Raw genomic sequence first — 24,931 nt, forward strand, 5'->3', positions numbered from 1 at the left:
GGCCACCGGGCTCAACGCAGGTTGCAGGGAATCTGGGCGTAGGCGGCCAGCTCGCAGACCGACTTGTTGGTCAGCTTCCACCGGCCGTCCTGCCACACCCAGCGCAGCGTGGAGTAGGTCGGCGCGTAGCCGGGCGAGGTCAGCTTGAACTGCGCGGTGGCGGTCTCGCCGCTCTGCTTCACGGGCCCCATCAGCGAGTATCGGAGGCCCGTGGCGCGGAACTGCTCGGCCAGCCGGAACAGGCTCTCGATCGGCGTCACGGCCGCGGTGCCGCCCTCGAGTCGCTTAGCCTTCTCCGCCCTCGAGGCGCCGCTGCTCAGCACCGCCAGGTCCGACTGGAACCCGCCGAGCGTCGGCGCGGTCGGACCGGCGGCCGGCTGGGCGGTCGCCGGGGTGGGCGCAGCCGGGACCTGCGCGTCCGGCGCCGGGGTGTCTGGATTCGGGGCGGCGGGCGCGTCACCCTCGGCGGCGGGCGCCTCGGACTCCGCGCCGGTCGGGGCGGCAGCGGCCGGCGGCGCGGCCGCCACGGGTGCGGTGGCCGCCCCGAGGTTGACCACCGTCGGTGGCGTAGCGGCGACCTCGGTGCGGGCGCCGACATCACTGAGCAGCAGCCCGACCAGACCGATGGTCAGCACGAGCACCGAGATGATCGCCGACACGCCGCCGGCCGCCAGCACCGTCGGCCAATCGACACCGCGGCCGCGCCGCTCCGGCGCCCCGCCGGCCTCGTCACCGCCGGCTCCGCCGCCACCGACCTCGTCACCCGCGTACGCGTCGTCCCCGTACTCGCCGTACCGATCCTCGGTCTCCATACCGTTCTCCCGCACTCTCCGACTGTCCGACGCCCACCCGGGCGCAAGTTAGGTGAGTCTAACCTCACCTATTCCGACTCGTGACTCAGTTGTGACGGGAGTTACTTGAGATGCCTGCAGTGGCGGGCTATACCTGATGTGAGAGATATCACAGGAGGAAGTCATGCACCTGAGGCATCGCCGCGTCAAGCCGCCGCAATCGGCGCGCGCCATCTTGCAGCAGATCTCCGAGGTGGTACACAACCCGATCCGGGACCGATTCGAGCTCTGGGTAGCCGGCGACCTGGTCGGCGTCCTGAGCTACGCGGTCGACGACGAAACCGCCCCACCCACCGCCACCATCCTGCACACGGTGCTCTACGACGAGTACAGCGGACACGGCCTGGCGACCCGACTGACCGACGAGGCCATGGCGTTCATGCGCACGAACGGCCTGCGCGTGCGACCGATCTGCAGCTTCACCCGCCACTACCTCCACTCCCACCCCGCCGCCGCGGCGGTCGCGTAGCCCCGCCACTTAGCTTAGGCTTACCTCGTTGATTCGACGAGGGAGTGCATACATGTCCACCGAGACCAAGGGCCGCGGCTGGCAGGGCGCCGTCATGAAGCTGATGGGCGCCGACGATTTCGAGATCACGGTGACCGGCACCGAGGTGGTCACCGACCACTATCTGCGATTGAGTTTCACCGGCGGCGGGCTGCTGGCACGGATTCCCGTGCACCCGACGATGTGGGTGCGCGCCTGGTTCTCGTCGAACGGCTCGTTGCACCAGCGCGGGTACACCCTGGTGCACCCGGATCCGGCCACCGACACCTTCGATATCGAGTTCGCCCTGCACGACGGCACGGCGGCCGACTGGGCCCGCACCGCGCGTCCCGGCGACACCCTGTCGGTGACCGTCATGGGCAGCGACTTCGCGATCGGTGAGCCCGCGCCGTCGGGGTGGCTGATCGCCGCCGACACCGCCTCTCTGCCCGCGGTCAATTCGCTGCTCGACGCGCTGGCCGCGGCTGGCGATCCGGCGCCCGCGCACATCTGGTTGGAGTACCAGCATCCGAGCGACCGCGACCTGCCGGTGCACCTGCGCCCCGGCGACCGCATCGACTGGATCGAACGCGAGCACGACGGCGGCACGCTGGTCGAGACCGTCCGCGCCGGCGCCTTCGATGCCGCAGGTCAGCGGGGGTGGGTGGCGTTGGACAGCAAGAGCACCCGCGCGGTGACCGGGATCCTGCGGAACGACTACCGGCTGGGCCGCAAGGGCGTGAAAGCGATGGCCTACTGGAAGGTCGGCAAGCCGTACGCGTAGGCTCAGCGCCACAACTGCACACACGGGGGCTCTCGCGATACCGAGGGCTGAGAGGGCGACGGGCGGTCGCCGACCGTACGAACCTGTCCGGGTAATGCCGGCGTAGGGAGTTCTCTTGAGTACCTCAGTCGATGCCGATTTCCCGGCGGAATCCACCGCACCCGCGTCCATCGGGGTCACCCGCGGCCCCATCGAGGGCAGCATCAAGCACTACCTCGAGCAGCACGGCCTGCGCATCCCGCAGCGCCGCGTCCACCTGACCAACGGCGAGCACCTCGACCTGTACGACACCTCCGGTCCGTACACCGACGAGAACGCGGACCTCGACCTGCACGCCGGGCTGCCGCCGACCCGCCAGACCTGGCGTCGACCCGATCCCGTCGACGGCGCCGCCACCCAACTCGCGTGGGCGCGGGCCGGCGTGATCACCGACGAGATGGCGTTCGTCGCCGTCCGGGAGGGCTGCGACGTGGAGCTGGTGCGCAGCGAGGTGGCCGCCGGACGCGCGGTGATCCCGGCCAACCGCTGCCACCCCGAGTCCGAGCCGATGATCATCGGCAAGGCCTTCGGCGTGAAGATCAACGCCAACATCGGCAATTCCGCGGTCACCTCGTCGATCGCCGAGGAGGTGGAGAAGATGGTGTGGGCCACCCGCTGGGGCGCCGACACCATCATGGATCTGTCCACCGGCAAGGACATCCACCTGACCCGCGAATGGATAGTGCGGAACTCGCCGGTGCCGGTCGGCACCGTCCCGATCTACCAGGCCCTGGAGAAGGTGGGCGGCGATCCCACCGCGCTGACCTGGGAGCTCTACCGCGACACCGTGATCGAGCAGGCCGAGCAGGGCGTCGACTACATGACCGTGCACGCCGGGGTGCTGCGCGCGCACATCCCGCTGACCGCCCGGCGCGTCACCGGCATCGTCTCCCGCGGCGGCGCGATCATGGCGTCCTGGTGCATGGCCCAGGGCACCGAGTCGTTCCTGTACACGCATTTCGCCGAGCTGTGCGAGATCTTCGCGCGCTACGACATCACCTTCTCCCTCGGCGACGGCCTGCGCCCCGGCTCCATCGCCGACGCCAACGACGCCGCCCAGTTCGCCGAGCTGCGCACCCTCGGGGAGCTCACCGCGATCGCCAAGAGCCACGGCGTGCAGGTGATGATCGAGGGCCCCGGCCACGTGCCGATGCACAAGATCGTGGAGAACGTGCGCTTGGAGGAGGAGTTGTGCGACGAGGCGCCGTTCTACACGCTCGGCCCGCTGGCCACCGACATCGCGCCCGCCTACGACCACATCACGTCGGCCATCGGCGCCGCGATGATCGCCCAGGCCGGCACCGCGATGCTGTGTTACGTCACGCCCAAGGAACACCTCGGGCTGCCGAACCGGGACGACGTCAAGACCGGCGTGATCGCCTACAAGATCGCCGCGCACGCCGCCGACCTCGCGAAGGGCCATCCGCGCGCCCAGCAGCGCGACGACGCGCTGTCGAAGGCCCGCTTCGAGTTCCGGTGGACCGACCAGTTCAACCTGTCCCTCGATCCGGACACCGCCCGCGAGTTCCACGACGAGACGCTGCCGGCCGAACCGGCCAAGACCGCGCACTTCTGTTCCATGTGCGGGCCCAAGTTCTGCTCCATGCGGATCTCCGCGGACGTGCGCGCGGCCGCCGTCGATCTCACCCTGGAGGCCCCGTGATCCCCGCGAACCCAGCGAGTCCCGAGATCCCCGTACTGCCGCCACCGCCGCCGGGGCAGACGCCGCGGCGGGTGCTGACGGTCGCCGGCTCCGATTCCGGCGGCGGCGCCGGGATCCAGGCCGACCTGCGCACCTTCGCCCTCACCGGGGTGCACGGCTGCGTCGCGGTCACCGCGGTGACCGTGCAGAACTCACTGGGCGTGAGCGGTTTCGCGGGCATCGATCCGGAGGTGGTCGCCGCCCAGATCGCGGCGGTGACCGCCGACATCGGGGTGGCCGCGGTCAAGACCGGCATGCTGGCCTCCGCGCCGATCATCACCGCGATCGACGAAGCCTTCGCCGCTGCAGGCATCGGACGCGCCGCGCCGGCCACGCCGCTGGTGGTGGACCCGGTCGCGGCCTCCATGCACGGCGACCCCCTGCTGGCCGACTCGGCGCTGTCCGCCCTCGTCGACCGACTCTTCCCGCGCGCCACCCTGGTGACCCCCAATCTCGACGAGGTGCGGCTGATCACCGGCATCGACGTGGTCGACGAGGCCTCCCAGGAGGCGGCGGCGCGGGCACTGCACCGCCTCGGGCCGGCCTGGGTGCTGGTCAAGGGCGGTCACCTGCGCGGGCACGCGCACAGCCCCGACCTGCTGTTCGACGGCGTCGACTTCCGCCGCTACGACTCGGTGCGGGTGGATACCCCGCACGACCACGGCGCCGGCGACACCCTGGCGGCGGCTACCGTCGCGGCCCTCGCGCACAGGCATTCGGTACCCGATGCCGTGGGCTTCGCCAAGGACTGGGTCACCCGCTGCCTGGCCGCGGCGTACCCGCTCGGCGCGGGCCACGGCCCGGTCAGTCCGCTATGGCGACTGTCGGCACCGGTTCCCCACTGAGCAGCGCCGCGCGGTACTCGGCGGGCCCGATGCCGACCAGTGCGCGGAACCGGTTCCGGAAGGTGGCGACGGACGCGAAGCCGGTGCGCCGTGCCACCGCGCCGACCGGAGTCTGCGGCTGCTCGTTCAGCAGCTCCAGGGCGGCTTCGACCCGTCGCTCGGCGATGCGTGCGGCCAGCGACTGCCCGGAAGCCTCGAAGTAGCGGTAGATCTGCCGCCGCGACAGATGCAGGTCGGCGGCGATCATGTCGACGCCGAACTCCACGTCGGCGAAGCGTCGTTCGATCACGTCGACCACCGCCTCCCGCACCAGCAGCGGGTTGTCGGTGAGCGAGGAACTGGTGCCGCTGAGCTCGCCGAGCGCGGAGACGATCACGTCGATCACCGCCTCCTCGGTCTCCACGCTCGGCTTCGGTTCCACACCGAGCGCCGTGGAGACGGCGAAGCTGGTGATGAAGGCGGCGGTCGCGCGGGCGAGCAGACTGCCGGAGACGTACGGCTGCCAACTCCGCTCGATGGCCCGACGGTTACTGCCCAGCAGTTCGCGCGGCATCACCACGCCCACCGAGTCCACCGGCTCGTCGGACACCAGCAGGTGCGCGGGGCTGTTCCCGGTCAGAATCAGTTCGCCGGGCCGGTAGCGATGGTCGCGAGCACCGGGCTCGACGTAGGTCGCCGGATGGCTCAGGCAGGTGCCGACCATCAAATTGTCGCCCATCCGCAGGCGCTCGTCGCCGTCGACCAGCTCGACCCGCACCGGACTGCGCAGGACCGCCACCGAGGAGTCGAGCAGGCTCAACGGCATCCGGTACATCTGGACTTCGAAGTCGCGGGGATCGAGGTCGTAGGCACCCGAGACACCGTAGAAGTCGATCGCTTCGGCCCCGATCCGCTGGATCGGCGGCGGTGGCGCCTCGACGCCGGCGATCGCCCCCAGCCGGGCGCGCCACCCCGCGACCTCGGCGGCGGGCAGCGGTCCCGACGGGGGGTTCGACGACGGTTCAGGCTGCGGCGACCGCGTCATCGGCCCGTCGATTCCACGGCAGCGCGGGCAGCGCGATCGCCGAGGCGATCAGGAAGCAGAGCGCACCGATGAAGGTGCCCCAGTTCGCAAGCGCCGCGTCGACCGTCGAACCGCTGCGATAGACGAACGAACCGACCGCCGACACACCGAAGGCGATACAGCCGAGCATGTTGATGTGGCCGGCCCAGAAGTCGACCAGGCGCGGGGACCACATCCGGTTTCCCGCCCGAACGAACGCCAAGATCACGAAGGCACCGCTGAGGAGGAATGCGACGGAACCGCCCGCGTCGGGGTTCCACACCAGATGCTGCTCACCCTTGACAGAGTGCGCCATCAGCGCCGCCGTGGTGCTCACATTGAACAGCAGGGTGCCGAAGAACTGGGTGGACCCCGCCAGCCACTCCGCCCGGAACATCTGCCCGGGCTCGTAGTCGACGGGCGTCATCATCGGGCCGCTGCGCACCAGCTGCACCAGGGCCGCTGCGGTGAAGAACCAGGCCCCGACGAAGTAGGAGACGTTCGACGCGGTGGCACCGGCCGCGCTGGCGAAACCGGGGGCCGAACCGAGCGCGAACAGCGCCGAACCGATGATGAAGCCCCAACACTGTTTGGCCAGGGTCGGCGTCAGCACGCGACTGACCCCCACGTGGCCGGCGGTATTGCGCATCTACGGACATCCCTTCGCAACAGAGCGAGGACGACGCCTCCTCGGCGCCGTCCTCACTCCTCGAACGTTCGGTGAACTGCAGCCTAGTGGTGGAAGGCTGCCGACCGCTTCTCGTGCGGCATCGGACCGTCGAGGCCCTCGAGGAAGGCGACCTCGGTCTGCATGTCGGCGAGCAGCTTGGTGGCCAGGTCCCGGCTGAGGCCGTTGCGGACCACGATGCGCTGGACGTTGACGTCGCCGAGGTTGTCGGCCAGCGGGTACGCAGGCACCTGCCAGCCCTTCATCCGGAGACGATCTTCGAGGTCGTACAGGGTCCAGTTGGGGCTGGCGTCCTTCTTGAGCCGCCAGCAGAACACCGGAATGGTGTCACCCTTGCTGAGCAGTTCGAACGGGCCCATCTTCGCGATCTCACCGGACAGGTACTGCGCGACGTCGAGCGAGTTCTGCTGCACCGCGCGGTAGCCTTCGCGGCCGAGGCGGAGGAACTGGTAGTACTGCAGCAGCACCTGCGCGCCGGGGCGCGAGAAGTTCAGCGCGAGCGTCGGCATGTCGCCGCCCAGGTAGGCGCAGTGGAAGATCATGCTCTCGGGCAGACGTTCCTGGTTGCGCCAGACGATCCAGCCGACGCCCGGGTACACGAGACCGAACTTGTGGCCCGAGGTGCTGATCGAGGCGACCCGCTCGACGCGGAAGTCCCACTCCAGCTCGGGCTGGCAGAACGGGGCGATCATCGCGCCGGACGCGCCGTCGACGTGGATCTTGACGTCCCAGCCGCTCGCGGCCTGGATCTCGTCGAGCTTGGCAGCGATCTCCTTCACCGGCTCGTAGGCGCCGGTGTAGGTCTGGCCCATGATGGCCACCACGCCGATGGTGTTCTCGTCGACGTACTTCTCTAGTTCGAAGCCGTCCAGGAACAGGTGCTCCTCGGTGACCGGCACCCAGCGGGGCTCCACCTCGAAGTAGTTGCAGAACTTCTCCCAGCAGACCTGCACGCCGGTGGAGAGCACGATGTTCGGCTTCTCGATGGACTTGCCGGCCGCCTTGCGCGCGCCCTGCCAGTGCCGCTTGAGCGCCAGACCGCCGAGCATGCACGCCTCCGACGAACCGATCGTCGAGGTGCCGATGGTGTCGTTCGCATCCGGCAGGTTCCACAGGTCGCCGAGCATCCGCCAGCAGCGCTCTTCGATCGCGGCGGTGGCCGGGTACTCGTCCTTGTCGATCATGTTCTTGTCGACGGTCTGGGCGTAGAGGAGCTTGGCCTCCTTGTCCATGTACGTGGTCACGAAAGTGGCCAGGTTCAGACGCGAGTTGCCGTCGAGCATCGCCTCGTCGTGGACCACCTGGTAGGCGGTCGACGGGGCGAGCATCCCGGCCGGGAACTCGTTGCGCGGCAGGCTGGAGGCCTCCCCGGCCTGCGCGAACACCGGCAGGTCGATGCGATCAGTGGCGGTCATTGTCACTCCGTTCGATTACAGCGGGACTTGCGGGACGTACAGCTGCCGGTGCGGGCTAGACCTCGACCGGCGGGTAGAGGCGATCCATGTTGTATTGACGGTTCCGATGCGCCGCCCAGGTGGAGATCGCGAGGAACACGGTGGTCAGGCCGACGAGCACGGCGATGGCGATCCACAGGCGGGAGTCGACGCCGCCGACGGTCAGTTGGCGCAGCCCGTTGACGGTGTAGGTCATCGGATCCACCCAGTGCATGTACTGGAACGGTGTGGCCGTGGTCTGCACCGGATAGATGCCACCCGCCGACGTCAGCATGATCATCAGGAAGGCGAGGGTGATGACACGTCCGACGGCGGCCCCGAAGAGCGCGTTGAACATCTGAATCATCGAGAGGAACATCGCGACCATCAGCACCATGAAGCCGTAGGTGGCCCACGGATACTCCGGCTTGAGGCCGACGCCGAACATGGTGACCAGGTACAGGATCGCGGCCTGCAGCGCACCGACGGCGAGCGTCGGAGCGAACGAGGCGAGCACCACGCGGAACGAGTTCAGCCCCTGGGCGATCGGTCGCGACTGCAGCGGTGTGAACAGCATCCAGGCGATGATGCTGCCGACGAACAGCGCCAGGCCGAAGAAGAACGGTGCGAACCCGGTGCCGAAGGTGTCGGCGCGGTTCTCGTAGCGCTGCTCCAGCACCACCGGCTGGCCGAGGACCTTGGCCAGCTGCTGCTGCTGCTGCTTGGTCCAGCTGGGCAGCGCCTCGGCGCCCTTCTCCAGGCCGGCGGCGAGCTCGTCCGCGCCGGAGCTGAGCTCGGCGAGACCGCTCGCCAGTTCCGCGGTGCCGTCGCTCAGTTCGGTGACTGCGCCGCGGATCTTCTCGATGTCGCCGGTCAGGCCGCCGGATTCGAACAGCGTGAGCACGGTCCGCAGCGGGCTGCCCGGGTTGTTCAGCTGGGCGGCGAGCAGCGCCGAGTCGTTCTCCACGGCAGCCAGATCACCCTGCGCGTCCGGGCCGAGGCCCTGGGTGCGCAAGACGTTCTGCACCGGCGTCAGGGTCTGCGCCATCGCGCGGACCGTGGGATCGGGATGCGCCGCGAGCTGCGTGCGCAGCGTCGACACCGCCTGGTAGGCCTGCGACTGCGAGTTCGCGACCGTACCGAGACGATCGCTGAGGCCGCCGATGTTCTTGCCGAGGCGGTCGGCGGTCGCGTTGACCTCGGCGGCACTCGGGCCGCCCTGGTCGTGCTGCTGCGCCGCGGCCAACAGCGGGTCGGTGGCGGCCATGACACCGCTGGAGAGTTCCTGGACGCCGCTGTTGAGCTCGTCGGCACCGCTCTTGGCGGTGACCAGACCGGCGGCCAGTTCCTCGGCGCCGTCGGCGGCCTGCGTGATCTGCCCCAGCATCGGGTCGACGGTGGAGAAGACCACGTCGAAGGTCTGCGCGCCCACCTGGGCGCCGACCATGTTGACCACCTCGCCGGCCGCGTCCTGACCGATGATCGTCGCCAAGTAGTTGTTGGCGTCGTTGTAGGTGAAGATCAGATCCGCCGACTTGGCGTTCCCGCTCATCGGGGACGCCAGGCTCTCACTGAAGTTCTCGGGCAGCGTGATCGAGAAGTAGTACTTGCCGCTGGCCACCCCCTTGGCCGCTTCCTCCTGCGACAGGACGTGCAGGTCGAGCTGCTTGGACTCGACCAAGCCTTCGACGACCTGTTTGCCGGCCTCGAGCTTGGTGCCCTCGACGGTGGCCCCGCGGTCGGCGTTGACCAGCGCCACCGGGAGCTTGTTGACCTCGTTGAACGGATTCCAGAACGCCCACAGGTAGAGCGCGCCGTACATCAGCGGCATCAGGATGATGACGATGAGCGCCAGGCGCGGCATGCGACCGCGGTAGTACCGCTTGAAGTCGCTGCCCGGGGAGAAAGCCGCAAGCATCTTCACTGGTTGGCATCCTCGCGTTCGAGCCAGACGAATTCGTTGTCCGTCAGATTGGCGACCTCCACGACGTCGGTGATGCCGGCGCGCGGCACCACACCGTTCACGTCGGCGGTGATGACGGTCTGTTCCCGCCCCAGGTCGATGAGTCGGTCCAGGAACTGTTCGGTACTCCGGGTGCGCGTCATGTTGTCGATGCCGCCGACCACCAGCAGCGGTGGCTTACGGAGATTGGCCATCGCCACGCGCAGCAGCGCCGACGTCAGCTCCGGAAGCTCCTCCACGAAGGCGTCCAGCGACGGCAGCGTCAGCGGCCCGAAGACCGGGCGGCACAGCCGTTCCAGGTCGTCCTCGTTGCCGACGCCGACGAACTTGTACCAGGGCGCCTGCCACCGCAGCTGTTCGGTGAGCACGTCGCGCACCCGGATGGTCTGGCCGATGCCGTCGACCTCCTCGATGAAACCGAGGGCGGCGTTGCTGAACAGCAGCTGCGCCTTGTTCATCGCGCCGAAGGCGGTCAGGGACCCCTCGCTCGGCTTCATGCGGCCGGCGAGCGTCAGCAGCAGCGCGGTGCGGCCGCGGCCGCCCGACCCGACGAGGACCGTGACGCCGCCGCGGCGGACGCGCAGGTCCACCGGGCCGTAGATGTGCCCCCAGGAGGCGTTGACGCCGATGCCGTCGGCCTGCAACAGTACGTCGCCGGCCGACAGGGTCATGGGGGTCGTGTCCGGGGCCCGGTCAGGGTCGGTCGACATCAGCTGCTTAACTCCTTGCCTACATCCGCGCGCGGTCGATCGCACACGGCCTTCCGCCAACAACATATCGGCTCACCACGGACAATTCCGGCACTATCGCGCAGCGGGCGCCCCTCTTGGCGCAGAATCACCCGACTGCGGCACTAACTGCCGCGCAGTCACCCTACGTCGCCCGAGCAACTACCGCAGGATCCGCGCCAGCCACGGCGTCGAGTCCGGCATCGAGGCCAGCACCGCGCTGGAATGGTCGTCGTCCGGGTAGAGGTGCAGGGTGACCGGCTGGTTGTTGGCCTTCATCTGCGCGTACAGGGACAGTGCCGACGGCGCCGGGACGTCCACGTCGCGCAGCCCCTGGCCCAGGAAGATCGGCCGGTCGTAGCCGCGGTACGGCGTCAGCATGTACTGGCGCATCGCCGTCGACAGACCAGGGATCGACATCAGCGGAGCATTGAACCACGTCTTCACGTCGTCGCCGGCCAGCTCCTTCTTCAGGATCGGATAGCAGGTGGACAGTCCCTGAGTCAGCCGCTTCTTGCCGATCGGGGTCATCACCCGGGTCAGCTTCAGGTCGGGACGGGTGTTGTTCAGACCGGCCAGGATGTAGGCGGTGTAGGCGTTGAGGCTGCCCGGCAGCGCCACCGGCGGCACGGCCGGGCCCATCAGCTGGTAGAGGTTCTCCAGGTTCGCGGGGATGCCGGTGGCCACCACGCCTCGGTAGTCCAGGCCGCGCCCCCGGCTGAACTCGGTGGCGTAGCGGGCGCCGTTGAGCGCGGCGGCGGCACCCTGCGACTGACCGATGATGGCCCACCGCTTGGCCAGCCGGGCGTCGGCGGGCAGTTGCAGTTGCTGCGCGGCGACGGTGATGTCGACGATCGAGTGCGCCGCGGTCTTGCCGTTGAGGTAGGCCATCACGCCCGGGGTGCCCAGACCCACGTAGTCGGCGGCGACCACGGCGTAGCCCTGGTCGAGCCAATGGCCCAGGTAGGTGACGTCGCGTTCGGACCGCGGGTGCGCGGACGGCGTGCACTCGTCGTCCATGCCGACGGTGCCGTGCGCCCACGAGATCACCGGCCAGCCGCCCTTGGGCGCCTTGCCCTTCGGCAGGAACACCGCACCGGTGCTGGTCGCCATCTTGCCGTGCTGGTTCTCGCTGGAGAACTGCACGCGGTAGGCGGTGCTCGCCGCGGGCAGCGTCAACGACGGCGACAACGGCACCTGCGCCATGAGGGTGCCGGCCTTGGCCGGGATCGGTCCCGCGTAGTCGGTCACGTTCAAGCCGGACCAGTCGGGGATGCCGATGGACACGACGTCGTCGGCTCGGGCCGGGGTCGCGACGGCGGTGGTCAGGGGCAGCGCGATCGCCGCGGCGGACAGCAACGCGAGTCCGCGACGGCGGAACGAGGGGGTGGCTCTCATGCCGTCCAACCTAGGCAGCCACGCGGCATTTCCCCGCACGACGGGACTCGTTCAGCCCCGTTCTGTCGCTGATCTGCGTCGCCGCGGCACAATTCGCCCATTCCGACCGGGGCGCGGCCGAAGCGCGATCGCTCCCTGCGGAATCTCCCCACCGCGGGATCTTCTCCTCCAGAACCGTCGTTGTACCGTGGAGCGAATCGACCACGAACCGTCCGGCCTGCCGCCGGAGGTGTCAGGAGTTCCGCCGTGACCACGCCCCCGCCGCCCGAGCAGCCGAGCGACCCGCAGAGCACCGGCGGCCAGCAAGCTCCGTACCACCAGCACGCGGAGCCCACCGTGAACTACGGTCCGGCGCCGGTCGCGCCGACGGACGCGGAGACCACCGCGCTGGTGGCCGCCTCGGCCACCGCCGCCCGCCGATGGCAGGCCATCGCCGCCCTCGCGCTGGCCGCGGCCGCCGTGGTGATCATCGGTTTCTTCCTGCTGGGACAGAACCGCGGCGACGACGCGGCGCCGACCACCACGACCGTCACCGAGACGTACGAGACCGAGGGCGCCGCGGTCACCAGCACCAAGACCAGCACCAAGACCGCGACGGTCACCGGCGAGGCGCAGACCGCGACCCGGACCGAGACCGAGCGCGAGACTCAGGTCCGGACCGAGACCGAGACCGTCACGAGGACCAGCACATCGACGACGACGGTTTTCACGCCGTCGCCGTCGGCGGGCACCCCCTGACCGATAGCTAGCTGGTCACCACGTCGAGGCTGCGGAGTTCCGGCACCACCTCGGCGGTGAACGCCTCCAGGAAGCGGCGCTGGTCGGCGCCCGGGTTGTGGAAGACCAAGTGGTTGAGGCCGGCGTCCAGGTACGGCTTGATCTGCGCGATCGCCTGCTCCGGGGTGGAGGCGACGATCCAGCGCTTGGCGACCTGCTCGATGGGCAGTTCGTCGGCCAGCCGCTCCATCTCCACCGATGAGTTCACCGAGTGCTTCTGCTCCGGCGTCAACGACAGCGGTGCCCAGAAGCGGGTGTTCTCCAGCGCCACCGCGGGATCGGGGTCGTAGGAGATCTTGATCTCGATCATCCGGTCGATGTCGGCGAAGTTCCGCTCGGCCTTGGCCGCGCCCTCGCGCACCGCGGGGATCAGCTTCTCGGTGTAGAGGTCCATGCCCTTGCCGGAGGTGCAGATGAAGCCGTCGCCCGCGCGGCCGGCGTAGCGCGCCACCACCGGTCCGCCCGCGGCGATGTACACCGGGATCGGTTCGGCGGGCACGTCGTACATGTAGGCGCCCTGCGTGCGGTAGTAGTCGCCCTCGAAGTTCACTTCGTCGCCGGTCCACAGTTCCCGCATCAGGCGCACCGCCTCGCGCAGCCGCGCGAAGCGCTCCTTGAACTCGGGCCAGTCGCCGGTGAAGCCGGTCGCGTACTCGTTGAGCGCCTCGCCGGTGCCCACGCCGAGCATCACGCGCCCCGGGTAGAGGCAGCCGAAGGTCGCGAAGGCCTGCGCGATGACCGCAGGGTTGTAGCGGAACGTCGGCGTCAGCACCGAGGTGCCCATCTGCAGCCGTTCGGTGCGCTCGCCCACCGCGGCCAGCCAGCCGAGCGAGAACGGCGCATGACCGCCGTTGTGCCGCCACGGCTGGAAGTGGTCGCTGACCGTCACCGAATCGAGGCCGAATTCCTCCGCCGCGACGCTGATCTCGACGAGCTCGCGCGGGCCGAACTGCTCCGCCGACGCCTTGAGACCGAGCTTGAGTTCCGCTGCCATCAGGTTCCTTTCCAACGACGACGCGCAGGTGGGCGTCACGTCCCAACGCGGGTGACATCCGAGCGATGGCCCCGTGTGAGCCACCTTACGTACGCGGGAGTGAAGCCGAGACGCAGCACCCTAACTGGTGCACAATCAACGCGTGCCGATTCCCGTGGAGTACTTGCGCGCCAACCAAGCAGCGCCGCCGCGCACCCTGATCGACATCCTGCTCGCCACCGCCGCCGCGCACCCGGATGCACCGGCCGTCGACGACGGCGACCAGCCGCTGACCTACTCCGAACTGATGGCCGTGACCCGACGGCTGGCGGGTCGACTCGGCGCCCTCGGCATCGGCCGCGGCGACCGCATCGGCATCCGGATGCCGTCCGGGCACCGGGACCTCTACATCGCGATTCTCGCCACCCTGTACGCCGGCGCCGCCTATGTCCCCGTCGACGCGGACGACCCCGACGAGCGCGCCGAACTCGTCTTCGGCGAGGCCGAGATCGACGCCCTGATCGACGCCGACGGCATTCATCCGCAGGGCGGGCGGCACCGCGCCGCGGCGTCCGACGAAGCACTCGAACACTCCCCCGTCGGCCTCACCGACGACGCCTGGATCATCTTCACCTCCGGCTCCACCGGTACGCCGAAGGGCGTGGCGGTGACCCACCGCAACGCCGCCGCCTTCGTCGACGCCGAAGCCGGACTGTTCCTGCAGGACGCTCCGCTCGGTCCGGGCGACCGGGTGCTGGCCGGATTGTCGGTGGCCTTCGACGCGTCCTGCGAGGAGATGTGGCTCGCGTGGCGGCACGGCGCGTGCCTGGTGCCCGCGCCGCGCGCCCTGGTGCGCAGCGGCATGGACCTGGGTCCGTGGCTGGTGATGCGCGACGTCAACGTCGTCTCCACCGTTCCGACGCTGGCGGCACTGTGGCCGGCCGAGGCGCTGGAAGCGGTGCGCCTGCTGATCTTCGGCGGCGAAGCGTGCCCGCCGGAGCTGGCCGACCGGCTGGCCACCGGCGACCGCGAAGTGTGGAACACCTACGGCCCCACCGAGGCGACCGTGGTGGCCTCGGCCGCCCAGATGTACCGGGACCAACCGGTGCGTATCGGACTCCCGCTGATGGGCTGGGACCTGGCGGTCGTCGACGCCGCCGGGCAGCCGGTGGCGGTCGGCGAGGTGGGCGAACTGGTGATCGGCGGCGTCGGCTTGGCCCGCTATCTCGATCCGGCCAAGGACGCCGAGAAGTACGCGCCGATGGAGACGCTCGGCTGGGAACGCGCCTACCGCAGCGGCGACCTGGTCCGCCTCGACCTGGCCGGGCTGCTGTTCGTCGGTCGCGCCGACGACCAGGTGAAGATCGGTGGCCGCCGCATCGAGCTCGGCGAGATCGACAACGCGCTGCAGAATCTGCCCGGGGTGAGCGGCGGCGCCTGCGCGGTCCGCAAGAACCCGGCCGGACACGACCTCCTGGTGGGCTACCTGGCCTCCACCGATTCGGCCTTCGACCTGACCGCGGCGAGCGCCCGGCTGCGCGAGGAGCTGCCTGCCGCCATGGTGCCGCGCCTGGTGCTGCTCGACGAGCTGCCCACCCGCACCTCCGGCAAGGTGGACCGCGACAAGCTGCCGTGGCCGGTGCCCGGGGCCGCCGACGGCGGCACCGATCGCCCCGCCGACGACCTGACGCCCACGCAGGCCTGGCTGGCCGAACAGTGGACCGAGGTGCTCGGCATGCCGGTGCAGCACGTCGACGCCGACTTCTTCGCCGAGGGCGGCGGGTCGCTGTCGGCGGCCCAGCTGGTCAGCGCGCTGCGATCGCGGTACCCGGAGATCACCGTCGCCGCCCTGTACGACTATCCGCGGCTCGGGTCGCTCGCCGAACTCCTCGACTCGTTGGCGCCGGTCGACGCCGCACCCCCGCGCGAGGTGGCGCCGATCCCGGCGAGCACCGGGCTGATCCAGCTGGTGGCCGCCCTCCCGCTGGCCACCCTGACCGGCTTCGCCTGGATGACCTGGCTGGGCGTGGCCAACAACGCCGGTCGGGCCGTCGCCGATGCGCTCGGCTACCACGCGAGCTGGCTGGTCTCGGTGAACTGGTGGGTGCTGCTGGTCTCCTTCCTGATCTTCGTGACGCCGATGGGCCGGGTGGTCATCGCGGCCACCGGCGCGCGCCTGCTGCTGCACGGCGTCGTCGCCGGGGACCATCCGCGCGGCGGTTCGGTGCACGTACGGCTGTGGATCGCCGAACGCCTGATGGTGGCCAGCGGTGCGCACAACATGGCCGGCGCGCCGTGGATGCCGACCCTCGCGCGGGCGCTCGGCGCGACCCTCGGCAAGGGCGTCGACCTGCACACCCTGCCGCCGGTGACCGGTCTGCTGACCGTCGGCGACGGCGCCGCGATCGAACCCGAGGTGGACCTGTCCGGCTGGTGGCTCGACGGCGACGTTCTGCACATCGGCGCCATCGAGATCCGCGACGGCGCCACCGTCGGCGCGCGCTCCACGCTGCTGCCCGACGCGGTGATCGGCCGCGACGCGATCGTCGACCCGGGTTCGACGGTCCTGCACAAGGTGAAGGCCCGGCAGCGGTGGGCGGGCTCACCGGCCACCAAGATCGGCAAGGCCAAGGGGCACTGGCCCACCGAGGCCCCGGCGCCGCGCCGCTACTGGGTGCCGATCTACGCGCTCAGCGCGCTGCTGATCGCCGGGATCCCGCTGTTCGCGCTCGCCGTCGGCCTGATCGTGACGTTCTCGTGGGCGCTGTCGGCCGACGAGATGACGTCGGTGCTGCTGCGGGCGCTGGCCCTGACCCCGGCCGGCATGCTCGCCGCGCTCGCCGCGTTCGCCCTGGCCACGCTGGTCGTGGTGCGCCTAGCGTCGATCGGTCTGAAACCCGGTTGGTACCAGGTCCGCAGCCGCGTCGGCTGGCAGATGTGGCTCACCGAGCGCGTGATGGACTCGGCCCGCACCTACCTGTTCCCGCTGTACGCCAGTCTGCTGACGCCCTGGTGGTTCCGGGCGCTGGGCGCCCGCATCGGTAAGGGCACCGAGATCTCCACCGCCCTGGTGGTCCCCAAGTTCACCGTGGTGGGCGACGACTCGTTCCTTGCCGACGACACCATGGTCGCCTCCTACGAGCTGGGCGGCGGCTGGATGCGGATCGGCCAGGCCCGGGTCGGTAAGCGCGCCTTCCTCGGCAACTCCGGCATGGTGGCGCCCGCCCGCAAGGTCCCCAAGGGCGGCCTGGTCGCGGTACTGTCGGCGGCGCCGGAGAAGGCCAAGTCCGGTTCCAGCTGGCTGGGCAGTCCGCCGCAGCGGCTGCGTCGTACCGCGGGCGAGGAGGACGACACCCGCACCTTCGCGCCGCCGACCAAGCTGCGCCTGGCGCGCGCGGCGGTCGAGACGCTCCGCCTGGTCGCCGTGTGGGTGAGCTTCGTCATCGGCGTCGGCGTGCTGCTCGCTCTGCAGAGCGTGGCCACCACCACCGACGCCGCGGTCGCCACCGCGGTGAGCGGCCTGATCCTGCTCACCGCCGGGATCGTCGCCGGGATCGTCGCGGCCGCCGCGAAGTGGCTGGTCATCGGGCGGGTACGTGCGGGCCGCCACCCGCTGTGGAGCTCGTTCATCTGGCGCAACGAACTGTCCGACGCCTTCGTCGAGACCGTCGCCGCGCCGTGGTTCGCCAACGCCGCCACCGGTACGCCGGTGCTGAACTGGTGGCTGCGCGCCATGGGCGCCTCCATCGGCCGCGGTGTCTGGTGCGAGTCGTACTGGCTGCCCGAGGCCGACCTGGTGGAACTGGGCGACGGCGCCAACGTGCAGCGCGGCTGCGTGGTGCAGACGCACCTGTTCCACGACCGGGTGATGGCCATCGACACGGTGCGGCTGGCGCCGGGCGCCACCCTCGGTCCGCACTGCGTCGCGCTCCCCGCCGCGCAGATCGGCGCGGCGGCCACCGTCGGCCCCGGATCGCTGGTGATGCGCGGCGACCAGGTGCCCGACTACACCCGCTGGCAGGGCAATCCGATCACCCCGTGGCCGCGGTGACCCGGTAGGACACCGACCGACCCCACTCTCCCCGCCGCCACCGGTAGGGTGAGGTTTCGCGAGCGAGTAGACGGAGGACTGCGTGCCCAGCAAGGCGGACAAGAACGTTTCGCACACCCCGACCCTGAGCGGCACCTCCCACGAACTCGACCCGTACATGCCCGACCACGGCAATCTGGGCTATCGGATCTCGCGCTACGACCTGGACCTGAACTACCGGGTCTCGCCGAACCGGCTGCGCGGCACCGCCACCATCACCGCGACGAGCTACCAGCAGCTGCAGCGGTTCACCCTCGACCTGGCCGGGCACCTCCAGGTGCACCGCGTGTCCGTGAACGGGCGGGCGGCCCGCTATTCGCGACGCGCCGGCAAGCTCGCGATCACCCCGGCCGCGCCCGTCCCGCCGGGCGGCGCGATGACCGTCGTCATCGGTTACGGCGGAACCCCGAAGCCGATCCGCGGTCTGTGGGGCGAGGTGGGCTGGGACGAATTGGAGAACGGCTCGCTGTGCGCCAGTCAGCCCAACGGTGCGCCGTCGTGGTTCCCCTGCGACGACCATCCCGAGGCCAAGGCGCCGTTCCAGATCAGCATCACCACCGACAGCCCGTACTACGCCCTGGCTAACGGCACCCTGATCGAGAAGAAGCGCAGCGCGGGCACCACCACCTGGGTGTACGAGCAGGTCGAGCCGATGGCCACCTACCTGGCGTCCATCCAGATCGGCCAGTACGAGCACCGCGCCATGCCCGGTTCGGACGTCCCGATCTACGCGCTGACGCCGCGTCGCCTGAACACCGACTTCGACGAGAGCTTCCGTCACCAGACGGCGATGATGGAAGTGTTCACCGAGCTGTACGGCCCCTACCCGTTCGCGCACTACACCGCCGTCGTGGTCGACGACGACCTGGAGATCCCGCTCGAAGCTCAGGGCTTCTCGGTGTTCGGCGCCAACCACTGCGACGGCACCCTGACCAGCGAGCGGCTGATCGCCCACGAGTTGGCCCACCAGTGGTTCGGCAACTCGGTGACGGTGGCGCGCTGGCGCGACATCTGGCTCAACGAGGGCTTCGCCTGCTACTCGGAGTGGCTGTGGAGCCAGCGCAGCGGCGGCCGGTCGGCCGACGAGTGGGCGCGGCACTACTACGCCAAGCTCGCCGCGCATCCGGTCAAGGTGCCGCTGGGCGATCCCGGCCCCAAGGAGATGTTCGACGACTGGGTGTACAAGCGCGGCGCCGTGACGCTGCACGCCCTGCGTCTGCGGCTGGGCGACGGCCCGTTCTTCGCCCTGCTGCAGCGGTGGACCGACAAATACCGCTACCGCTGCGTCACCACCGAGGACTTCATCGCCCTGGCGAGCACGTACACCAGCGAGTCCCTCAACGACCTCTGGCGCGACTGGCTGTTCACCCCGGAACTGCCGCCGTTCCCGGTCCTGCGCTGAGCGCAGCGAACCGCCGATAGTGCGTCTACGCGCCGAAGGTCGGCAGGAGTCCGGCCTCGACGGCCGCGCGCAACGACGGCGCCTGGCGGTCCTTCTCGGAGAGCCGGAACTCCAGCGGCGCGCCGTCCCGACCCACCGACGGCCAGCGGATGCCGATCTCGTCGTCGAGCGGGTCGACGCCGTGTTCGGCGGTCGGGTTGTAGCCGGTCGAGCACAGGTAGGTGACGGTGGAACCGTCCTGCAGCGAGCAGAAGGCGTGGCCGAGGCCTTCGGCCAGGTAGACGGCTTTGCGGTCGAGGTCGTCGAGCAGCACCGCGTCGTAGGTGCCGAAGGTCGGTGAGCCCACCCGCAGGTCCACCACCACGTCGAGCACCGCCCCGTAGGCGCAGGTCACGTACTTCGCCTGTCCCGGCGGGACGTCGGCGAAGTGCACGCCACGGATCACGCCGGCGGCCGAGACCGAGGTGTTGACCTGGGCGAGCGTGAAGTCGTGCCCGATCGCCTCGGCCAGGTGAGGAGCCGTGAACGACTCCAGGAACACGCCTCGGTCGTCGCCGTGCTGGACCGGGGTGAACTCCCAGGCGCCGCTGATCGTCAGTTCCCGAACTCGCATGTCCGCAGGCCTCGTCTCGCTCTGGTGGTCAGTGGTCGTGCGGGTTCAGAGCTCGCGGCCGCGGGTCGGCAGATCGAGCAGGTAGTCACCGTAGCCGGACTTGGTCAGCGCGGCCGCCCGGGCGGCCAGATCGTCGTCGCTGAGATATCCCAGACGCCACCCGATCTCCTCGGGCACGCCGATCTTGAGGCCCTGCCGCTGCTCCACCGTGCGGACGAAGTTGCCGGCGTCCAGCAGTGAGTCGAAGGTGCCGGTGTCGAGCCAGGCGGTTCCGCGCGGCAGCACCGTGACGTGCAGTCGGCCTTGCCGCAGGTACTCGGCGTTCACGTCGGTGATCTCGTACTCGCCGCGCTCGGACGGGGCCAGGTTGCGGGCGATCTCCACCACGTCGTTGGAGTAGAAGTACAGGCCCGGCACCGAATAGTTCGACTTCGGCTGGGCCGGCTTCTCCGCCAACGACAGCACGCGGCCCTGCGCGTCGAACTCCACCACGCCGTAGGCCGACGGGTCGGCGACGCGGTAGGCGAAGATGGCTCCGCCGTCGACGTCCTCGAAGCCTTTCAGCTGGCTGCCGAGGCCGGGGCCGTAGAAGATGTTGTCGCCCAGCACCAATGCCACCGACTCGTCACCGATGTGCTCGGCGCCGATCACGAAGGCCTGCGCCAACCCGTTCGGTTCGGGCTGCGTCGCGTACCGCAGCGAAATCCCGAACTGCGAGCCGTCGCCGAGCAGATGCTCGAAGGCGGGACGGTCCTGCGGCGTGGAGATCACCAGGATGTCGCGGACACCGGCGAGCATCAGGGTGGAGAGCGGGTAGTAGATCATGGGCTTGTCGTAGACCGGAACCAACTGCTTGCTCACCCCCTGGGTGATCGGATGCAGCCGGGTGCCCGCGCCGCCCGCCAGGATGATTCCGCGCATGCGTCAACCCTATCGGTAGAGTCGGATGCCGAACGCCACTGTCAGCGAGGAGCCCGTCGATGCGAGTACTGGTGACCGGCGGGGCCGGTTTCATCGGAGCCAACTTCGTCCTTCGCACGCTCGCCGAACGGCCCGACGTCGACCTCACGGTGCTCGACAAGTTCACCTACGCCGCCAACGCGAGCACCCTGGACCCGGTCGCGTCCGACATCCGCGTGGTACGCGGGGACATCGCCGACGCGAGTATCGTCGATCCGCTGGTGGCCGACGCCGATCTCGTGGTGAACTTCGCCGCCGAATCACACAACGACCGCTCGCTGGCCGACCCGTCGTCGTTCGTGCAGACCAATCTGGTCGGCACGTACACGCTGCTCGAATCGGTGCGCAGGCACGACGTCCGGCTGCACCACATCAGCACCGACGAGGTGTACGGCGACCTCGATCTGGACGATCCGGCGCGCTTCACCGAGACCACCGCCTACAACCCGTCGAGCCCGTACAGCTCCACCAAGGCCGGCAGCGACCTGCTGGTGCGCGCGTGGGTGCGGTCATTCGGCGTGGCCGCCACACTGTCCAACTGCTCCAACAACTACGGCCCGTACCAGCACGTGGAGAAGCTGATCCCGCGGCAGATCACCAACGTGCTCAGCGGGATCCGACCCAAGGTGTACGGCGACGGCGCCAACGTGCGCGACTGGATCCACGTGCACGACCACAACGACGCGGTGTGGACCGTCATCGACCGCGGGCAGCTCGGCGAGACCTACCTGATCGGCGCCGACGGCGAGGTGGACAACCTGACCGTCGTGACGTCGATCCTGGAGCTGATGGGCCGGGAGGCGGACGCCTTCGATTTCGTCACCGACCGCCCCGGGCACGACCGCCGGTACGCGATCGACGCCACCCGCCTGCGCACCGAGCTGGGCTGGACGCCGCGGTTCACCGACTTCCGCTCCGGCCTGGCCGACACCATCGACTGGTACACGGCCCACCGTGACTGGTGGGCGCCGGTCAAGGCCGGCGTCGAAGCCGTCTACGCCGCCACCCAGCAGACCCTGTAACAGAGGAGATCCCATGCGCGTTCTGGTCACCGGCGGCGCCGGCTACATCGGCTCGCACACCGTGCTGGCACTGCTGGCCGCCGGCCACGAGGCGGTGATCGCCGACGACTTCAGCAACGCCAAGGTCGCGGTGATCGGGCGGCTGGAAGAGCTTGCCGGACAAGCGATTCCGTACCACCGCGTGGACCTCACCGACCGGGCCGCCACGGCCGCGGTGTTCGACGCCGAGCCCGTCGACTCGGTGATCCACTTCGCCGGATTCAAAGCGGTCGGCGAGTCGGTGGCGCAGCCGCTGAGCTACTACGAGAACAATCTCGACAGCACCTATTCGGTGCTGCGCGCCATGGACAGCCGCGGCATTCGACGGTTCGTGTTCTCGTCGTCGGCCACCGTCTACGGCGACAATCCGGTGCGCGAACGCACCGAGGACATGCCGAGGACCGCGACCAATCCGTACGGCTGGACCAAGGTGATGATCGAGCAGATCCTGCATGATCTGGCCGCGTCCAACGACCGCTGGCGGATCGCGGTGCTGCGCTACTTCAATCCGGTGGGCGCGCATCCGAGCGGCCGGATCGGCGAGGACCCCAGCGGCATCCCGAACAACCTGATGCCGTTCGTCGCGCAGGTGGCCGTCGGACGTCGGGAGCGGTTGTCGGTGTTCGGCGACGACTACGACACCCCGGACGGCACCGGCGTGCGCGACTACATCCACGTCGAGGACCTCGCCGCCGGGCACGTCGCGGCGCTGGCCAAGCTCACCGAGATCGACGACGGCTGGTCGGCCTGGAATCTCGGCTCCGGCCAGGGCGTATCGGTGCTGGAGCTGGTCGACGCCTTCGCGCGCGCCAGCGGCCGGGAGATCGGTTACGAGATCGCGCCGCGCCGCCCCGGCGATGCGCCCGCCTACTGGGCCGACCCGAGCAAGGCCAACGCCGAACTGCACTGGCGCACCACCAAGACGCTCGACGACATGTGCGCCGACTCGTGGCGCTGGCAGTCGTCGAACCCCGACGGCTACCCCGACTGATCGGGGCTACCCCGACTGACCCGACCGATCGAGGAGCACGTCCTCCTCGCGGTGCGGCCGCACGGCGGCGACGACACCCGAGCTGCGCGCGGACACCAGCACCACGACCAGGGAACCGATCGCGACCACCGCACCGAAGATCAGCATGGCCGGGTACCCGACGTCGTAGCGTTCGAAGATCGCCGCCATGATCGCCGGGCTGGCGAAGCCCAGGTAGGTGAGGCCGTAGAACACCGCGGTGAGCCCGGCGAGGTCGTCGGGTCCGGCGATGCGCTGCACGTTCAGCAGCCCGGAGATCAGCGCCATGCCGTAGCCGCCGCCGAGCACCGCGGCCGCCAGCAACGCGACCGGGATGGTGAGGAGGTTCGCCGCGAGGGCCGCGAGCAGCATGCCTGCCGCGGTGAGCCCCATCGCCGCCACCGACGCGCGGGGCGAGCCGGGCCGGTCGATCTTGCGGCCGAGGGTCTGGACGAAGAAGCCGGCGGTGAGCCCCACCAGGCAGCAGATGCCGGCGAAGACGATGTCCCAGCCCTGCGTGAGCGGGCTCAGCAGTGCGGGCAGCACGGCGTAGGCCACGGCGCAGGCGCCGAACACCCAGGGTGCGACCGGCGCCACCTGCAGCCAGAAGGCGGCGCGGCGGGCCGATGGGATCTTGAGGTCGTCGACCAGGCGTCCGCCGCGCGACGCGGCGCGCGTCTCGGGCACCGGCCACAGCAGCATCAGTGCGACCGCCGCGAGGGCGATGTTGACCAGGTAGGCGAGCTGGTTGGGCCACGGTGCCCACTGGGCGAGCAGCGCGGCGGCCCCCGCGCCGAGCGCGAAGCCGGCGGTGAGGCTGAGGGCGGCACGACGGGCACCGGCGGTCACGCCGGCGCCGTCGCGGTCGGACAGCTCCTTGATCCAGCTGCCGCCGACCGCCATGGCCAGGCCGAGTGCGACCCCGCTACACACTCGACCCAGCGCCAGCAGGGGCGCCGAGTGCGCCCCCAGGGCCAGCAGGCCCGAACCGAGCGCCGCGATGAGCGGCGACGGCAGCATCAGGGGGCGACGTCCGAAGCGGTCCGAGAGCGGTCCGCCGATCAGGAGTGCCGGGACGATGCCCAGCACGTACGTGAACAGCAGCGCGTCGACCACCACGTCGGACATCTGCGCGTTGCCGCGGTACATCACCAGCAGCGGCGTGAACTGGTTGCCGCCCCAGGCCGCGGTGAAGACCGCGAGGGACACCCCGCCCCAGCCGATGCCTCTGCGAGTGAGCGCGCTCATCGCACGACGCCCGGGACGTCGTGCACGCCGGAGAGGTGGGCGTGCAGGAGTGCGTCGAACCGGTCGGCGTCGCCGTCGGCGATCGCCTCCAGGAGGGCGGCGTGGTCGGCGCGGATCCGCGCGCTCACGTCCGGGTCGCGGTGGACGCTGGCCGCGGTCATCCGGCGGCGTCGTTCCGCGAGCGAGGTGTAGAAGCCTTCGAGCAGGCTGTTGCGCCCGGCGTCGACGATCAGTTGGTGGAACTCGGTGTCGAGGCGGGTGAACTCGTCGCCGGCCGCACCCTGGTGTGCGGAGAGGTTCCCGCGCAGGGCTTCGACCAGCGCGGCGAGTGCTTCGGGACGTTCGACGACGCCGTGCACCGCGTGGCATTCCACCAGCAGTCGGGCTTCGAGCACCTCGCGGGACTCCCGCTCGCCCACCGGCACGATCAGCGCGCCGCGCTTGGGGTACAGACGCATCCACCCCTCCGCGGACAGGCGCAGGAAGGCCTCGCGGACGGGTGTGCGGCTCACCTCGCAGCGCTCGGCGATCTCACCTTCGCTGATCAGCTCCCCGCCGGGAAGTTCGCAGCTCAGGATGAGTTCCTTGACATCGGAGTACACCCGATCCGCTGCTGAATACGTCTTAGACACAAGATGTACTGTAGAGCAGGAACCCCGGTTTTGCTCAGTCGGCCTACGACTCGGTACCATCGATCCCGCACCCGGCCCGCCGGGCGCACGCCGCCTTAGCTCAGTCGGTAGAGCGATTCACTCGTAATGAATAGGTCAGGAGTTCAATTCTCCTAGGCGGCTCGTACAAGGCCAGGTAGACAGTCCCTTTTCGGACCGACTACCTG

Annotated in this window: 21 protein-coding genes, 1 tRNA gene and 1 riboswitch; of the genes, 10 read left to right on the forward strand and 12 right to left on the reverse strand. The window is 69.8% G+C overall.

What is annotated here, in order from left to right; translation table 11 throughout:
* Positions 1–11: 11 nt before the first annotated feature.
* Complete coding sequence (locus tag MUG78_RS04600; protein WP_246992630.1) at positions 12–827, reverse strand: MTB12 C-terminal domain-containing protein; 816 nt, start codon at positions 825–827, stop codon at positions 12–14.
* A 148-nt stretch (positions 828–975) separates the two neighbouring features.
* Between MUG78_RS04600 and MUG78_RS04605 the strand changes: the two genes are divergently transcribed.
* The 4 genes from MUG78_RS04605 to thiD all read left to right on the forward strand — a co-directional run bounded on the left by MUG78_RS04605 (position 976) and on the right by thiD (position 4,708).
* On the forward strand, positions 976–1,320 hold the full coding sequence (locus MUG78_RS04605) for a GNAT family N-acetyltransferase (protein WP_246992632.1): 345 nt from the start codon (positions 976–978) through the stop codon (positions 1,318–1,320).
* 52 nt (positions 1,321–1,372) lie between these two features.
* Positions 1,373–2,122, forward strand: coding sequence for a siderophore-interacting protein (locus tag MUG78_RS04610; RefSeq protein WP_246992634.1), 750 nt, complete (start codon positions 1,373–1,375; stop codon positions 2,120–2,122).
* A gap of 12 nt (positions 2,123–2,134) precedes the next feature.
* Positions 2,135–2,248, forward strand: a riboswitch (TPP riboswitch).
* A complete protein-coding gene (thiC, locus tag MUG78_RS04615; protein ID WP_281499786.1) occupies positions 2,238–3,824 on the forward strand; it encodes a phosphomethylpyrimidine synthase ThiC in 1,587 nt (528 codons plus the stop codon). (Overlaps the previous riboswitch by 11 nt.)
* On the forward strand, positions 3,821–4,708 hold the full coding sequence (thiD, locus tag MUG78_RS04620; protein ID WP_372493119.1) for a bifunctional hydroxymethylpyrimidine kinase/phosphomethylpyrimidine kinase: 888 nt from the start codon (positions 3,821–3,823) through the stop codon (positions 4,706–4,708). Before thiC ends, thiD begins: the two co-directional genes overlap by 4 nt.
* Here thiD and MUG78_RS04625 read toward each other — a convergent pair.
* The 6 genes from MUG78_RS04625 to MUG78_RS04650 form a co-directional block, all read right to left on the reverse strand.
* Positions 4,668–5,732: a helix-turn-helix transcriptional regulator gene (locus tag MUG78_RS04625; protein ID WP_246992636.1), complete on the reverse strand. Its 1,065-nt coding sequence runs from the start codon at positions 5,730–5,732 to the stop codon at positions 4,668–4,670. The genes thiD and MUG78_RS04625 overlap by 41 nt on opposite strands.
* Positions 5,710–6,399, reverse strand: a complete 690-nt coding sequence (locus MUG78_RS04630) for a hypothetical protein (protein ID WP_246992638.1) — start codon at positions 6,397–6,399, stop codon at positions 5,710–5,712. The genes MUG78_RS04625 and MUG78_RS04630 overlap by 23 nt, the downstream gene beginning before the upstream one ends.
* Before the next feature lie 83 nt (positions 6,400–6,482).
* A complete protein-coding gene (gene gad, locus MUG78_RS04635; RefSeq protein WP_246992640.1) occupies positions 6,483–7,853 on the reverse strand; it encodes a glutamate decarboxylase in 1,371 nt (456 codons plus the stop codon).
* 55 nt (positions 7,854–7,908) lie between these two features.
* Positions 7,909–9,789, reverse strand: a complete 1,881-nt coding sequence (locus MUG78_RS04640; RefSeq protein WP_246996823.1) for a YhgE/Pip domain-containing protein — start codon at positions 9,787–9,789, stop codon at positions 7,909–7,911.
* A 2-nt stretch (positions 9,790–9,791) separates the two neighbouring features.
* Positions 9,792–10,505: an ATP-binding cassette domain-containing protein gene (locus tag MUG78_RS04645; protein ID WP_246996826.1), complete on the reverse strand. Its 714-nt coding sequence runs from the start codon at positions 10,503–10,505 to the stop codon at positions 9,792–9,794.
* 219 nt (positions 10,506–10,724) lie between these two features.
* Entirely contained in the window at positions 10,725–11,960 is a 1,236-nt protein-coding gene (locus MUG78_RS04650) for an alpha/beta hydrolase family protein (protein ID WP_246992642.1), read from the reverse strand.
* Between the two features lie 246 nt (positions 11,961–12,206).
* Here MUG78_RS04650 and MUG78_RS04655 point away from each other — a divergent pair, with 246 nt between their 5' ends.
* On the forward strand, positions 12,207–12,698 hold the full coding sequence (locus MUG78_RS04655; RefSeq protein ID WP_246992644.1) for a hypothetical protein: 492 nt from the start codon (positions 12,207–12,209) through the stop codon (positions 12,696–12,698).
* A 7-nt stretch (positions 12,699–12,705) separates the two neighbouring features.
* Here the strand turns inward: MUG78_RS04655 and fgd are convergent, their stop codons facing one another.
* Complete coding sequence (gene fgd, locus MUG78_RS04660; protein WP_246992646.1) at positions 12,706–13,731, reverse strand: glucose-6-phosphate dehydrogenase (coenzyme-F420); 1,026 nt, start codon at positions 13,729–13,731, stop codon at positions 12,706–12,708.
* 142 nt (positions 13,732–13,873) lie between these two features.
* Here fgd and MUG78_RS04665 point away from each other — a divergent pair, with 142 nt between their 5' ends.
* Together MUG78_RS04665 and MUG78_RS04670 are read left to right on the forward strand one after the other, a co-directional pair.
* Positions 13,874–17,761, forward strand: coding sequence for a Pls/PosA family non-ribosomal peptide synthetase (locus MUG78_RS04665; protein ID WP_246992648.1), 3,888 nt, complete (start codon positions 13,874–13,876; stop codon positions 17,759–17,761).
* Between the two features lie 82 nt (positions 17,762–17,843).
* A complete protein-coding gene (locus tag MUG78_RS04670; protein WP_246992649.1) occupies positions 17,844–19,202 on the forward strand; it encodes a M1 family metallopeptidase in 1,359 nt (452 codons plus the stop codon).
* 25 nt (positions 19,203–19,227) lie between these two features.
* Here MUG78_RS04670 and MUG78_RS04675 read toward each other — a convergent pair whose 3' ends face one another.
* Both MUG78_RS04675 and rfbA read right to left on the reverse strand, forming a co-directional pair.
* Positions 19,228–19,815 (reverse strand): dTDP-4-dehydrorhamnose 3,5-epimerase family protein, encoded by a 588-nt coding sequence (locus MUG78_RS04675; protein WP_246992651.1) that lies wholly within the window; start codon positions 19,813–19,815, stop codon positions 19,228–19,230.
* Positions 19,816–19,860: 45 nt separating this feature from the next.
* A complete protein-coding gene (gene rfbA / locus MUG78_RS04680; protein ID WP_246992660.1) occupies positions 19,861–20,736 on the reverse strand; it encodes a glucose-1-phosphate thymidylyltransferase RfbA in 876 nt (291 codons plus the stop codon).
* Between the two features lie 59 nt (positions 20,737–20,795).
* Here rfbA and rfbB point away from each other — a divergent pair, with 59 nt between their 5' ends.
* Both rfbB and galE read left to right on the forward strand, forming a co-directional pair.
* The gene (rfbB, locus tag MUG78_RS04685; protein ID WP_246992662.1) at positions 20,796–21,797 is read left to right on the forward strand and encodes a dTDP-glucose 4,6-dehydratase; all 1,002 of its coding nucleotides are present in this window, start codon (positions 20,796–20,798) and stop codon (positions 21,795–21,797) included.
* A gap of 13 nt (positions 21,798–21,810) precedes the next feature.
* Positions 21,811–22,827, forward strand: a complete 1,017-nt coding sequence (gene galE / locus MUG78_RS04690; RefSeq protein ID WP_246992664.1) for a UDP-glucose 4-epimerase GalE — start codon at positions 21,811–21,813, stop codon at positions 22,825–22,827.
* Positions 22,828–22,833: 6 nt separating this feature from the next.
* On the opposite strand, the gene MUG78_RS04695 is transcribed toward galE, so the two are convergent.
* Positions 22,834–24,093, reverse strand: a complete 1,260-nt coding sequence (locus MUG78_RS04695) for an MFS transporter (protein ID WP_246992666.1) — start codon at positions 24,091–24,093, stop codon at positions 22,834–22,836.
* A complete protein-coding gene (locus tag MUG78_RS04700; protein ID WP_246992668.1) occupies positions 24,090–24,725 on the reverse strand; it encodes a GntR family transcriptional regulator in 636 nt (211 codons plus the stop codon). The genes MUG78_RS04695 and MUG78_RS04700 overlap by 4 nt, the downstream gene beginning before the upstream one ends.
* An 89-nt stretch (positions 24,726–24,814) precedes the next feature.
* Between MUG78_RS04700 and MUG78_RS04705 the strand changes: the two genes are divergently transcribed.
* Positions 24,815–24,887 (forward strand) — tRNA-Thr (locus MUG78_RS04705).
* The last annotated feature ends 44 nt before the right edge of the window (positions 24,888–24,931 follow it).

Source organism: Gordonia alkaliphila, assembly GCF_023017165.1.
GTDB classification, from domain to species: domain Bacteria; phylum Actinomycetota; class Actinomycetes; order Mycobacteriales; family Mycobacteriaceae; genus Gordonia; species Gordonia alkaliphila.